This window comes from Streptomyces sp. NPDC088147 (assembly GCF_044741565.1).
Classification (GTDB): domain Bacteria; phylum Actinomycetota; class Actinomycetes; order Streptomycetales; family Streptomycetaceae; genus Streptomyces.
In genome coordinates this window covers 530,378-544,428 of the sequence record NZ_JBIUSY010000001.1, presented here as the reverse complement: position 1 = coordinate 544,428, position 14,051 = coordinate 530,378, and the positions used below count along the sequence as shown (strand labels likewise).

General features: G+C 69.1%; 10 protein-coding genes and 1 pseudogene. 5 read left to right on the top strand and 6 right to left on the bottom strand.

Translation table 11 applies throughout. From position 1 onward, the window contains the following. Positions 1-85: 85 nt before the first annotated feature. Together ACIOGX_RS02050 and ACIOGX_RS02045 are read left to right on the top strand one after the other, a co-directional pair. A pseudogene (locus tag ACIOGX_RS02050) lies at positions 86-844 on the top strand (glycosyl hydrolase family 5); the annotation flags it as partial. Between the two features lie 200 nt (positions 845-1,044). Continuing rightward, positions 1,045-1,887: an endo alpha-1,4 polygalactosaminidase gene (locus ACIOGX_RS02045; RefSeq protein ID WP_401909470.1), complete on the top strand. Its 843-nt coding sequence runs from the start codon at positions 1,045-1,047 to the stop codon at positions 1,885-1,887. A 118-nt stretch (positions 1,888-2,005) separates the two neighbouring features. On the opposite strand, the gene ACIOGX_RS02040 is transcribed toward ACIOGX_RS02045, so the two are convergent. From ACIOGX_RS02040 to ACIOGX_RS02020, 5 genes are all read right to left on the bottom strand, one after another. Then, positions 2,006-2,926 carry a carbohydrate ABC transporter permease gene (locus ACIOGX_RS02040; protein WP_401909467.1) on the bottom strand — a complete coding sequence of 307 codons (921 nt, stop codon included), beginning with the start codon at positions 2,924-2,926 and terminating at the stop codon, positions 2,006-2,008. Continuing rightward, a complete protein-coding gene (locus tag ACIOGX_RS02035) occupies positions 2,923-4,293 on the bottom strand; it encodes an ABC transporter permease subunit (protein ID WP_356517534.1) in 1,371 nt (456 codons plus the stop codon). Before ACIOGX_RS02035 ends, ACIOGX_RS02040 begins: the two co-directional genes overlap by 4 nt. Positions 4,294-4,303: 10 nt before the next feature. Next, complete coding sequence (locus ACIOGX_RS02030; protein ID WP_401909463.1) at positions 4,304-5,629, bottom strand: ABC transporter substrate-binding protein; 1,326 nt, start codon at positions 5,627-5,629, stop codon at positions 4,304-4,306. Positions 5,630-5,704: 75 nt separating this feature from the next. Continuing rightward, positions 5,705-7,405 (bottom strand): glycoside hydrolase family 13 protein, encoded by a 1,701-nt coding sequence (locus ACIOGX_RS02025; RefSeq protein ID WP_401909460.1) that lies wholly within the window; start codon positions 7,403-7,405, stop codon positions 5,705-5,707. A gap of 184 nt (positions 7,406-7,589) precedes the next feature. Next, on the bottom strand, positions 7,590-8,873 hold the full coding sequence (locus ACIOGX_RS02020; RefSeq protein ID WP_401909457.1) for an ABC transporter substrate-binding protein: 1,284 nt from the start codon (positions 8,871-8,873) through the stop codon (positions 7,590-7,592). A gap of 176 nt (positions 8,874-9,049) precedes the next feature. Here ACIOGX_RS02020 and ACIOGX_RS02015 point away from each other — a divergent pair, with 176 nt between their 5' ends. From ACIOGX_RS02015 to ACIOGX_RS02005, 3 genes are read left to right on the top strand one after another with little or no spacing between them, the layout of a single operon-like run. Next, complete coding sequence (locus ACIOGX_RS02015; RefSeq protein ID WP_129770212.1) at positions 9,050-9,565, top strand: PadR family transcriptional regulator; 516 nt, start codon at positions 9,050-9,052, stop codon at positions 9,563-9,565. Then, a complete protein-coding gene (locus ACIOGX_RS02010; protein ID WP_356517526.1) occupies positions 9,562-10,320 on the top strand; it encodes an ABC transporter ATP-binding protein in 759 nt (252 codons plus the stop codon). The genes ACIOGX_RS02015 and ACIOGX_RS02010 overlap by 4 nt, the downstream gene beginning before the upstream one ends. 2 nt (positions 10,321-10,322) lie before the next feature. Continuing rightward, positions 10,323-12,620 carry an ABC transporter permease gene (locus tag ACIOGX_RS02005; RefSeq protein ID WP_401909453.1) on the top strand — a complete coding sequence of 766 codons (2,298 nt, stop codon included), beginning with the start codon at positions 10,323-10,325 and terminating at the stop codon, positions 12,618-12,620. A 33-nt stretch (positions 12,621-12,653) separates the two neighbouring features. On the opposite strand, the gene ACIOGX_RS02000 is transcribed toward ACIOGX_RS02005, so the two are convergent. Continuing rightward, positions 12,654-13,466: a DeoR/GlpR family DNA-binding transcription regulator gene (locus ACIOGX_RS02000; RefSeq protein ID WP_401758923.1), complete on the bottom strand. Its 813-nt coding sequence runs from the start codon at positions 13,464-13,466 to the stop codon at positions 12,654-12,656. Positions 13,467-14,051 lie beyond the last annotated feature (585 nt).

The window sequence follows — 14,051 nt, the reverse complement described above, 5'->3', positions numbered from 1 at the left end:
CCCGGGCGCTCGGTCCCCCCTCTTGTCACAGGCTCCTGGCAGCTCCGAGCTATTCCTTTTCATCCCCACGTGATTGGAAGACAGCATGAAACTCTCCACGCGAACCGCCGTCTACGCGCTGTTGCCGGCGGTCGCCGCGGGGGCCGCGCTGATGACCCTGGGCGGCCCCGCGCAAGCGGCCGAGATATGCGGTCAGTACGACAGGGCCACGGTCGGCGCGTACACGGTGCAGAACAATCTGTGGAACCCGGCCGGCGCGCAGTGTGTCAGCCCCACCGGGTCCGGCTTCGAGGTGACGAAGGCCGAGGGGCAGGTCCCCACCAATGGTGCCCCCAAGTCCTATCCGTCCATCTTCAACGGCTGCCACTACACGGCGTGCTCGCCCGGCACCGAGCTGCCCGCGCGGATCAGCTCCATCAGCAGCGCCCCGAGCAGTGTGTCCTACGGTTACACCGCTGACGGGGTCTACAACGCGTCCTACGACATCTGGCTCGACCCGGAGCCCAAGACGGACGGTGTGTCCCAGGTCGAAATCATGATCTGGACCAACAAGGTCGGTCCCATCCAGCCCATCGGTACCGATACCGGCACCACCGTGACGATGGCGGGCACGACATGGCAGGTGTGGGAGGGTGACAACGGCCGGAACAAGGTCATCTCCTACGTGGCGCCGTCCGCCGTCGACGAACTGAACTTCGATGTCAAGGAGTTCGTCAGTCACGCCAACAGCCGCGGCTTCGGTGACTCCTCGTGGTACCTCACGAGCGTCCAGGCGGGCTTCGAACCGTGGCAGGGCGGAGCGGGCCTCAAGGTCAACTCCTTCTCCTCCGAAGTGAACACAGGCTGATCCGTCCAGCGGCGTCGCCATCCGGCGACGGTGCTCCACACCAGTGAGAGAAGCCTCCTCAGCGAGCGGGTCAGCCGCTCCCTGAGGAGGCCGTCGTGCTGCCGTACCGGCGCCGGTCACCCCCCACCTGACCGCGCGTCATTCCCTTCCCCTTCCTCCCGCCCTCACGGGCACACACGCCCCCTTTGGAGTTCCTCATGCGCTCCCGCCGCCGTTCCAGGACCGGAGCCATCGTGGCCGGCCTCGCCATAGCGACCACCCTCGGCGCCGCCGCCACCGCGCTCGATCTGACCAGGGCCGGGGCCAACCCGACCTTCACGCTTCCTCCGGTCAACGCGCCCTTCGACTACCAGATCGGCGGGGCGTACACCCCGCCCTCCGGGGTGAAGGTCGTCAGCCGTGATGTGAAGGCATCCCCGGCATCGGGTCTCTACAACATCTGCTACGTGAACGCCTTCCAGACCCAGCAAGAAGGCGACTCCGGCGGACCGCAGGAATGGGACAGCGACCTGTTGCTGACCGATGCCGGCGGCCCGGTCGTCGACCCCGACTGGGACGAGGTCATCCTCGACATCACCACGGACGCCAAGCGCCAGCGGATCGCGGACAAGATCAATGGCTATATCGACCAGTGTGCGTCCAAGGGCTTCGACGCCGTCGAACTCGACAACTACGACACCTTCACCCGTGACGTGGTGGACGGCAGGATCACCGCAGGCCACGCCCAGTCCTATATCCGTCTCCTGTCGCAGCACGCCCACGCCAAGGGACTGGCCGTCGGGCAGAAGAACACCGTCGAACTGGCCGGCGACCGGAAGGCCAACGGGCTCGACTTCGCCATCGCCGAGGAATGCGGCGACCCCCGGTGGAACGAGTGCGCCGAGTACCTCTCGGCCTTCGGCGACAACGCCATCTTCATCGAGTACACGAGCGCGGGCATGAAGAACGCGTGTGTCTACGGCGACCGCGTGAGCGTGGTCCGACGGGATGTCGACGTCACTCCGGCGGGCGGCAGCGGGTACGTGCGCGAGACCTGCTGACCCGGGCACCGCACTCCGCGGAACGACGAGCGGGCCGTGAGGACGCGTGAACCGGTGACGGTTACGCCTCCTCACGGCCCGTCGCCCGCTTCCGCGGGCCCGGATCAGGGCGTGGGGATCACTTGACGGACCCCGCCATCACCCCCTGCACGAAGTGCCGCTGGAAGGCGAAGAAGACCACGACGGGCACGATCAGCGAGAGGAAGGCCCCGGGGGCAAGGACGTCGATGTTGCTGCCGAACTGCCGTACCTGGGACTGTAGTTCCACCGTGAGCGGCTGTGATGACGTGTCCGCGAAGAGCAGCGCGACCAGCATGTCGTTCCACACCCACAGGAACTGGAAGATCGCCAGGCTGGCGATGGCCGGGCGTCCCACCGGGATGACGAGCCGGGTGAAGATCCGCCACTCGCTGCCGCCGTCCATCCGCGCGGCCTCCAGCATTTCGCGCGGTATGTCGGCGAAATAGTTGCGCAGCAGGAAGATCGCGAACGGCAGCCCGTAGGCGACGTGGAAGAGCACCACACCCGGGATGGTGCCGAACAGGCCCAGCTGCCCGAAGAGCTTGGCGACCGGCAGCAGGCCGATCTGGACCGGGACCACGAGCAGGGCCACGACCAGCAGGAAGATCCAGTCCCGGCCGGGGAACTCCAGCCAGGCGAAGGCGTATCCGGCCAGCGCCGCGATCACGACGACCAGCGCGGTGGCGGGCACCGAGATGAACACGGTGTTCCAGAAGGCCCGGGTGATCCCCGTGTTGCCCAGCAGTGCGGTGTAGTTGTCGAAGGACAGCTGCCCCGGGCTGGTCAGGGTGGTCCACCAGCCACTCGCCGCGTTGTCCTGTGCCGAGCGGAGGGAGGACAGGAGCAGGCCGGCGAGTGGGGTGATCCAGACGAGACTGATCACGACGAGGAATGCCTGGACCAGACTGTTGCCCAGCCAGCGGCCGAGCCGGCCGCGCGCGGTGCGTCGCGGACGCGCGGGCCCGACGGACGCAGGCTGCTTCACCTCCGCCGGCCGGGTGGGTGCGGTGGTGCTCATGACTGACTCCTGCGGAAGCGGCGGACGTTGAAGACCATGGCGGGGATGACCAGGAGCAGGAGCAGGACGCCGAGCGCGCTTCCCAGCCCCTGGTTGTTGCCTCCGCCGAACGAGACCAGCCACATCTGGGTGGCCAGCACGGTGGCGTCCTCCTGCACCGGGCCGGGCGCGATGATGTAGACGAGGTCGAAGACCTTCATCACATTGATCACCAGGGTCACGAAGACCACGGTCAGGATGGGAGCGAGCAGGGGCACGGTGATCTTGCGGAACACCTGCCACTCCGTCGCGCCGTCCATACGGGCCGCTTCGAGCGTGTCACGCGGCAGCGAGGCCAGCCCCGCGCCGATCAGCACCATGGCGAACCCGGTCCAGATCCACAGATACGCTCCGATGATGGCCGGGGTGACCAGCGCGGGTCCGAGCCAGGAGACGCCTTCGTAGGGCGGGGCGAAGTTCGTCGCCGGAAGCCGCACGGTGTACGCGCCGGGGTCGAGGTTCCGGAAGCTGAAGGAGCCGTCGGCCGCCGTGGTGGCACGGGCAACGGTCTCGCCGTCCCGCACCGCCTCGACGGCGACCTCCGGCAGCCCGCTCTCGGCCTTGTCGACCTTGCCCTGCTCGCCGCCACCGCCCGGAGCGAAGTCCAGATACACCACGCCGCGCAGCTCCGTCCCGGCCGCCGGCCGGGCAGCCGCCGCGAAGGCGGATTCGGCCTGGGACGGGACGTCCTTGGGTGCTACGCCGACGAGCCCCAGGGCCGTCGTCCCGCCGGGCGACACCGTGTCCGACGTCGCGTACGACCCGTCGGGGCCCTTGGTGAGGCCCTGGCCGTCACGGGCGCGTGCGGAGGGATAGGAGGCCGAGTCCTCGAAGGCGTCGTGCACCCCGACGGCGGCGGCGTTGAGGACACCCTTGTCGGGGTTCTCCTCGTAGGCGAGGCGGAAGATGATCCCGGCCGCGAGGAACGACACGGCCATCGGCAGGAACAGCAGCAGTTTGAACGCGGTGGCCCAACGCACCTTCTCCACCAGGACGGCGAGGATCAGGCCGAGCCCGGTGAGCACGGTCGGAGCGACGACGATCCAGATGGTGCTGTTGCGTATGGCCTTGAGCGTCGCCGGATCGCGGAACACCTCGGTGTAGTTCTCGCCGCCGACGAACCGGCTGCCGCCCGCGTCGAAGAAGCTGCGGCCGATCGAGAACAGCACCGGGTAGACGACGAGCGCGCCGAGGAGGAGCAGGGCCGGCAGGACGAAGGTGACGGCGACGGCCCGGCGGCGCCGCGTGGCGCGCTGACGGGCGTTCGTCCCCGGGGGAGCGGAGCCGGCCGGAACTTCGGCGCGGGCGGGGGCGGTGGTGGCGGTCATGATGTCCGCCTCAGCCCTGGTACGCCTTGGCGGCCGCGGCTTCGAGGCGGCCCGCCGTGGCCTTGGGGTCGGAGGGGTCGCGCAGGAAGTCCTGGAGGAGCTTCCACTCGCCCATGCCCTTGGTTCCGCCGAACGCGGCAGGCGCCTGGTCGGACATGTCGAAGCGGACCGAGTCCCCGGCCCCGACCAGCGATTCGGCGGTGCGCCGTGTGGTCTCGTCGCCGTACTTCGCGAGGTCGACGTTCTTGTTCGGGGAGACGAAGCCTCCCAGCTCGGCCCAGACCTCCGCCGCCTCAGGGCTCGCCAGGTACTCCATGAAGGCCATGGCCGCCTTCTGGTTCTTGCCGTCCTTGAGCACCACGGCGGCGTCGCCGCCGCTGACCACGGGGGCCTTTCCGCCGTCGACGGCGGGGAAGGGGAAGAAGGTGGCTTCCTCGCCGATCTTCTTGCCGAATTCGTCCTTGGCGACACCGGCCACGAAGTCGCCCTCGTAGACCATGCCCGCCTCGGGCTCGGGGCCGAAGACCTTCTCGACCGAACCGGGGAAGTCGGTGCTGAGGGCGCCCTTCTGGCCGCCCGCGATCAGTTCCTTGTCGGCGAAGAGGGTGCCGAGCGTGGTGAGTGCCTTGACCACCGTCGGGTCGGTCCACTTGATGGTGTGGGCGGCGAGCTGGTCGTACTTCTCGGGGCCGGCCTGCGAGAGGTAGATGTTCTCGAACCAGTCGGTGAGGGTCCAGCCGTCCTCGCCCGCGACGGCGAAGGCGGAGAGCCCGGAGTCGGAGACCGCCTGTGCCGAGGTGAGCATCTCCGCGTAGGTCTTCGGCGGCTCGACGCCCGCCTGGTCGAGGGCCTCGGGGCTGTACCAGACGGTCGACTTGTGGGCCGCCTTGTAGTACAGACCGTACAGCGAGCCGTCGACACTGCCGTACTTCTTCCACACGGACGCGTAGTTGGCGTCCACGGACTTCTGTACGGTCGCGGACAGCGGCTTGAGCCAGCCCTGCTTCGCGAACTGCTGGAGTACACCCACCTGGGGCACCATCGCGACATCGGGGGCGTTGCCGCCCTCGATCTTGCTTCCGATGACGGTCGAGACGTTGTCACCGGTCGAGACGAACTCGGTCCTGGCGCCGGTCTTCTCGGAGAAGGCGTCGAGCACCTTCTGGAAGTTCTTCTGCTCGGCGCCCGACCACACGCCGGCGACGGAGATCGTCTGCCCTCCGAGGGACTTGTCACCGCCGCCCGCGGTGGTGACGGGATCACCGCCGCAGGCGGTGGCGCCGAGTGCCAGGGTCACCGCGGTACAGCTCAGGAGCATCGCGCTTCGTCGCGTCATGGTCTGCTTCCTCTGGGGGTTGGGATGGGGGTTCGTGCGGTAAGCACGGGGAGACACCGAGGGGTGCCGGCGCTCTCAGAGTTCGGTGTGGTCGCTGATCCACCAGGCGGCGGTGGATCCTGGAAGCACACCGATGGGGCAGGGCCCGCTGGAGAGCAGGGGGGAACCGGAGACCGGGGCCGGTACGGGGGCGGTGCCGAAATTCACGGCGCAGACGAGCCCGTCGCCTCGGACGAAGGCCAGCACGTCGGGCCGGGTCTCCAGCCAGCGCAGGGTTCCTTCGCCCAACTGAGGCAGTCCGGCCCGCAGTTGCAGGCCGTCGCGATAGAGGTGCCAGAAGGAACGGGTGTCGGCGAGCGCGCGGTCGGTGGCGTGGTCGGCGAACCAGCCGGGCTGCGGCAGCCAGGGCTTGGCCCCGTCGGCGCCGGACGTGAAGCCGAACGGGGACGCGTGTCCTGACCAGGGCAGCGGGACCCGGCAGCCGTCGCGTATCCGGGCCCGGCTGCCGGTGCGCCGGAAGATGGGGTCGGTGACCACGTCGTCCGGAAGGTCGACGACCTCCGGCAGGCCGAGCTCCTCGCCCTGGTAGATATAGGCCCCACCGGGCAGCGCCAGCATCAGGAGGGCGGCGGCACGGGCGCGTGCCGCGCCCAGCCCGCTCTTCTCGGTGCCGGACTCCCCGTAACGGGTCACTGTCCGGACCTGGTCGTGGTTGTTGAGGACCCAGGTGACGGTGGAGCCGGTGCCCGCGATGTCCTGCATGGCCTCCGAGACGACCTTGCGGAAGGCGTCGGCGTCCCATGGCGCGCTGAGCAGGTCGAAGAAGAAGGCCTGGTGCAGTTCGTCCGGGCGTACGTACCGGGCGTGTTCGCGCGCGGTCGGCACGGAAACCTCGCCGACCAGCAGCCGTTCACGGCCGTCGCGGGCGGTGTACTCCTCGCACACCGACCGCCAGTGCCGCCATATGTCGTGCACCTCGGGCTGGTTCCACGCCAGTGGGTTCACCGAGTCACGGGTGCGGGCGTCGGCCTCGGGGTCGGGGGAGTCGGGCAGGTCAGGGTGTTTGAAGAGGCCGGCCGCCACGTCGATACGGAATCCGTCGACACCGCGGTCGAGCCAGAAGCGCAGCGCTTCGTCGAAGTAGGCGCCGACCTCGGTGTTGCGCCAGTTCAGATCGGGCTGCTCGGGCGTGAACATGTGCAGGTACCACTGGCCCGGTGAACCGTCCGCCTCCGTGACCCGGGTCCATGCCGGGCCGCCGAACATCGCGTGCCAGTTGTTCGGCGGCTCCTCGCCGCCGGGCCCCCTGCCGTCGGCGAAGTGGAACCGGGCGCGTGCCGGACTCCCGGGCGCGGAGGCGAGCGCTTCGGTGAACCACGGGTGTTCGCTGGAGCAGTGGTTGGGGACGATGTCGAGCAGCACCTTCACACCGAGCCGGTGTGCGTCGCCGACCAGCACACCGAACTCGGTGAGGTCGCCGAAGACGGGGTCGACGTCGCAGTAGTCGGCCACGTCGTAGCCGTGGTCGTGCTGGGGCGACGGGTAGAAGGGGCTCAGCCAGATGCCGTCGACACCGAGCTTCTTGAGATAGGGCAACCCGGCACGGACGCCGGCCAGATCACCGATCCCGTCTCCCGTGCTGTCCAGGAAGCTGCGCACATAGACCTGATAGATCACCGCGTCGCGCCACCAGGGACGTGCCGCGGAGAGTATGGGGCCGTCGCCGACCGGAGCTGGAAGCTTCACCCGTTGACCTTGTTTCTGCGCGAAGGGCATCCGCAGTTGACCCTGCGGTTATGCATACATGTTAGGTAGAGGTTTCCAGACAGTGTCAACGGTCAGTCCGAAACACAGGAGAAGTTGAGCCCTATATCCGCATTTGGCGGCCAGGAGGGCATGGCGAGAGGCGTCGTTCAATGCCTAACAAGTAACTAGGGTGTGTGCGAGGGGAGGGGGAGAATCAGCCGCGGCGCGCGATGGCCGCCAGCTCGACGGCCAGCCGGCGCACAGCGGCCTCCGGCGTCTGATGCTGCGCCATCGCGTCGTTCACCACGGCCTGCACGGCGAGACTCACCTGCTCGTACCGCGGGCTCTTGGGCCGGGGCGCGGCGGCCAGCACGCTCGCGCGCAGCGCCGGCAGGTAGGGGAACCGGCGTACGAGCTCGGGGTCCTGATAGACCGACGCCCTGACCGGCGGGAGCGAGCCCTCGGTGAGCACTCTGCGCTGCACCCGGTCGCTGGTGAGATAGGCGATCAGATCCCTGGCGGACGCGGGATACCGGGCATGCGCACCGACCGCCAGATTCGACCCCCCGAGAACGCTTGTGCCCGGACCATCGCTGCCCGGCAGCGGTACGGCACCGAACTTCCCGGCGATCTCCGAGTCGGCGCCGGACGCGCCGGCGAAGGCGTACGGCCAGTTGCGCAGAAAGAGCAGCCGGCCGTTCTGGAAGGCCCGCCGGGACTCCTCCTCCTTGTACGTCAGCGCGGCCTTCGGGATCCAGCCGTCACGCACCCCGCGGGCCAGGAGGCCGATACCGGTACGGGCCGCGGCAGAATCCACCGTCACCCGGTCGCCCTCGTCGCCGAGGATCGAGCCGCCCGCCGAATAGACCATCTCGGCGGCGTTGACGGTCAGGCCCTCGTACGGCAGGAACTGCCCCGCGTAGCCGCCGACACCGTACTTCGGGGCGATCGTCCTCGCCTGACGCTCCAGCTCGGACCAGGTGCGCGGGGGCCGCTCGCCCTCCCGGTCCAGGAGGTCCTTGCGGTAGTAGAGCATCCCGGCGTTGGTCACATACGGGACGGCGTACAGCTTCCCCGCGTAGGTCGCGGTCTCGACCACCGGCGGAAGGAAGGACTCCAGCGGGAACCTGCCGGGCTCCAGTGGTGTGATCCAGCCGGCCTCGGCGAACTCCGAGGTCCAGGCGACATCGATGTTGAGGATGTCGTAGCGCCCGGCACCGGAGCGCAGCTCCGTGATCATCTGCGCCCGCGCCTCGTCGGCGGAGTCCGGCAGTTCGACAAGCGTGACCTTCTCCCGCGGATGGCCGCGGTTCCAGTCGTCGAGCAACGGCCCCAGATAGTTGGTGAGGTCCCCGGCCGTGGCCAGCGTCATCGGCCCGCGCCCACCGTCCCGCACCCCGCCGGCCGCTTCGCCGCCGCGCACGCCGGCACCCGCGTAACCGGTCAGAACCATCGTGACGATCAAGAGCGCCCTACCGGCGGCACGTATCCACCGCATAGGTTCCTCCCTGTGCAAGGCCTCCAGGCATCGTCGTCCGGGGTTCCTGCATGTATACCCGTTAGGCATGGGCGATACTAGGCCCGGTCAGACGACGGGGGCGATCCGGGCCCACAGGCCGAGCGGCGAGGAATCCTCCCGGCGCGTGGCCCGACACCAGGGAGGAGTGAGCGCCCATGCGCATGCCTCTCCTGGCGCTGTTGTCCAGAGGACCGGCCCACGGATACGAACTCAAGCAGGACCTTGAGCAACTGCTGGGCGCAGCGTACCCTCAGCTGAACGTCGGCCAGATCTACGTCACCCTGAGCCGGCTGGAGAAATCGGGGCTGATCGCGGGCGAGGAGATCGCCCAGTCAAGCCGGCCCAACAAGAAGATCTACCGACTGACGGACGCCGGAACCGAAGCACTGAGCGTCTGGTTCGAGGAGACGGCGGACGAGCCACGGCTCCGGGACGACTTCTTCATGAAACTCGCCCTCGCTTCGCACACCGGTCTGGCCGACCAGATCGGCCTGATCAACAATCAGCGACGCGAATACCTCAACATCATGCGTGGTCTGTCGAAGCTGTCGATCACCGAGAACCGTGACAACCGCATCGCCCAACTGCTGATCGAGGGAGCCATGCTGCATCTCCAGGCCGATCTCGACTGGCTGGAGCGCTGCCAGGAAGAGCTGGAGGGCCCGCGATGAGCCGACCGGCCGACGCCGCCCATGTCGCGCTGCGCGCCGAAGCCCTGACCAAGACACACCAGGGAGAAGGCGCCCCCGCCCACGCGGTCCGCGGAGTGGATCTGACCGTGCGGCGTGGGGAGTTCGTCGCCGTCAGCGGGCCCTCGGGCGCCGGCAAGTCCACCCTGCTGCACCTTCTCGGCGGTCTTCAGCGCCCCGACAGCGGCAGCATCTGGCTCGACGGCGAGTGCACCGACTCCTACAGCGAAGCGCGCTGGGCCGTCGAACGCCGCCGCAGCATCGGCATCGTCTTCCAGTTCTTCAACCTTGTCTCGAACCTGACCGTCGCCGACAACATCGAGCTGCCCGCGCTGCTGACCGGCACCCCATGGAAGAAGGCGCGCGCGAAGCGCGAGGAACTGCTGTCCGAACTGGGCCTCGAAGGCAAAGCGCGCAGTATGCCGGGCGAACTGTCCGGCGGCGAGCAGCAGCGGGTGGCCCTGGCCCGCGCCCTCGTGAACCACCCGCGGCTCCTGCTCGCCGACGAGCCCACCGGCAGTCTGGACAGCAAAGGCACCCGGGAAGTGCTGCGACTGCTCTCCCGCTTCCACCAGCGCGGCCAGACGATCCTCCTGGTCACACACGACGCCCGGCTCGCCAGCACCGCCGACCGCGTCATCAGCTTCTTCGACGGCCGCATATCCGACGACGCCGAACTGGGCGGCACACACGCACGGCGCGCCGGCCTGTCCGGCGTCCTCGAACTGAAGGACTGACCGTGCGGGCAACCCTTCGCTGGGCGCACACCGATCTGCGCACCCACCGTGGCGAAGCACTGTTCATCGTGTCCGCCACCACCGGAATCGTCATCGCCCTGCTGCTCGCCGCCGCCCTGTTCGGTTATGCCACCAACCCCTGGCAGCGGATCTTCACCCAGTCCCAGGGCGCGCATGTCTGGATCCACACCGGACCCGCCGCCGACCCCGGCCGGCTCGCCTCCCTGGACGGTGTCGAAGCGCTGTCCGGCCCCTACCGCACCGCGTCCGCCACCCTCGAATCCCATGGCGCCCGAGCCAGTGTGGAACTGCGCGGCGCCGACGAGAACCCACCCGGCACGGCACGGCCGCTCATCGTCTCGGGCCAGTGGCTCACCTCCGGGAGCCCGGACGGTGTGGTCCTGGAGAGCAGCCTGGCCCGCGCCCTGTGGGCCGAGCCCGGTGACACCCTCACCGTCCCCGGCAGCGGCCGGACCCTGACCGTCCGCGGTGTCGCCGACAGCCCCGAACCCCGCTACCAGCCCGGCGAGCGAACGGGCACCGTATGGGCGCTGCCCGCCGCCGCCGAACGCGCGGGCGCCCCATGGTCGGGGCAGATCACCGGACTGCTGCTGACACAGCCCGACGACACCGACTACGCGATCCAGCGCGCCGTCACCGAACTCGGCGCGGGAACCGTGACCGACGTCTCCAGCTGGCAGCAGGCGCGCGCCGAAGCGCAGGGCGACACCCGGCTGCTCGGGCAAGTGCTCGCACTGTTCGGACTCGGGGCACTGGTCGCCGCCGCGCTGGCCGTGTTCGGGGCCATCAGCACACGGGTACGCGGACACCTGAGAGACATCTCCGTACTGAAGGCGATCGGATTCACCCCCGGGCAGGTCACCCGGGTCTTCCTGGCGCAACACGTCGCCCTCGCCCTGCTGGGCGCGCTCATCGCGACCGTGTTGACCGAGACGCTCGTCGGCCGGATCCCCGGCAGGCTGGGCGAGGCGGTCGACGTCTGGCAGCGGTTGCCCGGCCACTCCACCACACTGCTCGCCGTGCCGGTCGGCGCCGTCCTCTTCATCGGCGCCGCCACGTGCCTCGCCGCCTGGCGGGCCGGGCGGGTGCCGCCCGTACCCGTGCTTCCACCGGCGGCGGCGCCCTCCGGCCGGCTCTCCCGAACAGCGGGGAAGGGACTGGCACTTGGTGTGCCGGCGGCCCTGGTGCTGGGCTGGCACCGGACGCTCGTGCGCGGCCACCGGACACCGGCGACGATCGTCCGGCTGGCGCTGCCCCTTCTGCTGATCACGGTGGCCCTCAGCGCCTGGACCACCGTGGGCCGCTTCGAGAGCAGACCCGCGCAGATGGGAATGGCGGCCGCTCTCACCGCACGCGCCGAACAGGGACTGACCGACCGTGAGGCACGCTCGGTGCTCGAAGCGGGCGACCAGGTCGTGGCGGCCCACCCGGGCGTCGAGGTGGCGGCGCTCGTGCCGGGACAGACAGGGACCATCGCGCTGCGCGGCCTCGGCACCCGGGACGAGCCCTACCCCTTCACGGTCGTCGAGGGCAGACCCGCCGACGGGCCGGACGAAGCCGTCGCGGGCCAGGGGCTGCTCGACCTTCTCGATGTGAGAATCGGCGACTGGGTGCGGATGACCGTCGGCGGGCGACCGCAGATCCTGCACATCGTCGGCCGCAGCATCGAGCCCGAGAACAGCGGGCGGGTGATCTCCACCTCGCTCGACACCCTCCGCCAGAACGATCCCGGCCTGAGCCCCACGCTCTACCAGCTGAGGCTGCGGCCCGGCGCCGACCCCGAGGAGGTCCGCACGGCACTGACGGACGCCGCCCGGGGGCGCCTCGACATCCGCGAGGTCACGAGCCCGGGGGACCGGCTCTCCCCGATGCTGGGCGTCGTCGTCGGTGTGGTCGCCGTGCTCGCGCTCATCGGCCTCATCGAACTGTCGACGGCGATCGGCGGCAGCGTACGGGCGGGGGAGCGTGACCTGCTCGCGCTCAAGGCGATCGGCTTCTCACCGGGGCAGATCACCGCGGTCACGGTGACGGCCATCGGCTCCACGGCCCTGCTCGCGGCGGTGGCCGGCACGGTGCTCGGGGTGCCCCTCGCCCACTGGCTCATCGATGCCGAGGCACACTCCAGCGGGATCGGTGCGGGAGTCGCCCAAGCACCCCCGCTGCTCCATCTCGTACTGCTCGCCACCGCCGCGGTCGTGGGCGCTGTCTCCCTGGCCCTCCTTCCCGCCACCCGGGCGGCCCGGCGCCGGCTGGCGGACACGGTCGGCGTCGTCGGCTGAGACGTGTGGTGAAGGCGGCGCCGCCGCGCGGACTCAGGTGAACCGGGTCCGGCCGCCCGCGGGCGTGGGAGGAACCACGACCAGGGTCGTCGTCACACCGCTCTGCCGGATGGCCGCGACGATGGCGGCATTGGCCTGCGAGTCGGTGACGATGGTGTGGACGGAGCCGAGATCGGCGATCTTCGCGCGATGGACTCGGCCCAGTTTCGAACTGTCGGCGACGACGATGGTGTGGTCGGCCTGCTCCAGCATGATCCGGTCGACCTCGGCGCCCCGGGAACTGTGCCCTGTGAGCCCGGCCTTGGGGTTGATGCCGTCCACGCCGACGACGGCGAAGTCGAAGCGGTAGGAGCGCAGCGACTTCTCCGCCTCCTTTCCCACGAGATCGTTCGACAGCGGCCTGGCGGTTCCGCCGGTGACGACGACCTGCACCACCTGCCGGGTCATCAACTGGGCCGCCGTGTCCAGCCCGTTCGTCACGACCTTCAGATCCGCCCGGCCGACGAGCGTTCTCGCGACGAAACCCGCCGTGCTGCCGCCGCTCAGGGCCATGGTGAGCGGACGGTACGGAATCAGGGACGAGACCAGAGCACCTATACGGCGTTTGGCCTCGGTGTTCTGGGAGCGCCGCAGGCTCACCGGCAGTTCGGCTCCGGGCCGGGCGGCCATGATCTTCCCGTAGGAGCGACGGATGAGCCCCTGTCCCTCCATCCCGGCCAGATCGCGTCGCACCGTGGCCCCCGACGTGCCGAGGATCTCCTGGAGGGTGCGGACCTGCAATTCTCCGCGTTGAGCAACAAGCGTCAGGATCCTGGAGATGCGTTCGTCTCGCGTGCTGTCATTCACCGGCGGCCCTGCCGAATCCCTGCACAGGCATTTCGGCGAACTCCTGGGTATTCTCCCGCAGAGGCTCCGCTGCCGGGGAACATGTCCGAAAGTCTCGCGCGCGAGTACTCGTTATCCGATTTCATGGAATTTCCCGTGTGGCCGTTCCGATGGGGGTTCCGTGATGGAGCGATAGATGTACGGGGCGACAGTGCCGGGCGGTGGTGCGCGAAAGGCGCCGGGATCCTTACCTCGGACCTGGCCGTCACCGCTCCCCGGCCGGCGGACCGTCCGGCCGGGTCGGCTCCTCCGGGTACGCCGGCAGGACTCCATCTCGCATTGCCCGGAAAGAAGCGCCAGAGGCGTTATCTTTCAAGGCAACTATATTGCAACCTTGTTGCAATATTCGCCGTCCCGGACGAAGTGATCATTCGGTGTGAGCGTTTCAGGAGGGTCTTCCGGCGTCAATGACGCTCGTGCGCGGAGAACGTCACAACGTGGAGGGGTGATCCTCCGTCAACCCGGCGAAGTGCCCCTCGCCCATGGGCCGTCCGTGGATCCCGTCGACCACTGCCGGAGCACGACAGCGGTCAAGAAGTACAGGAA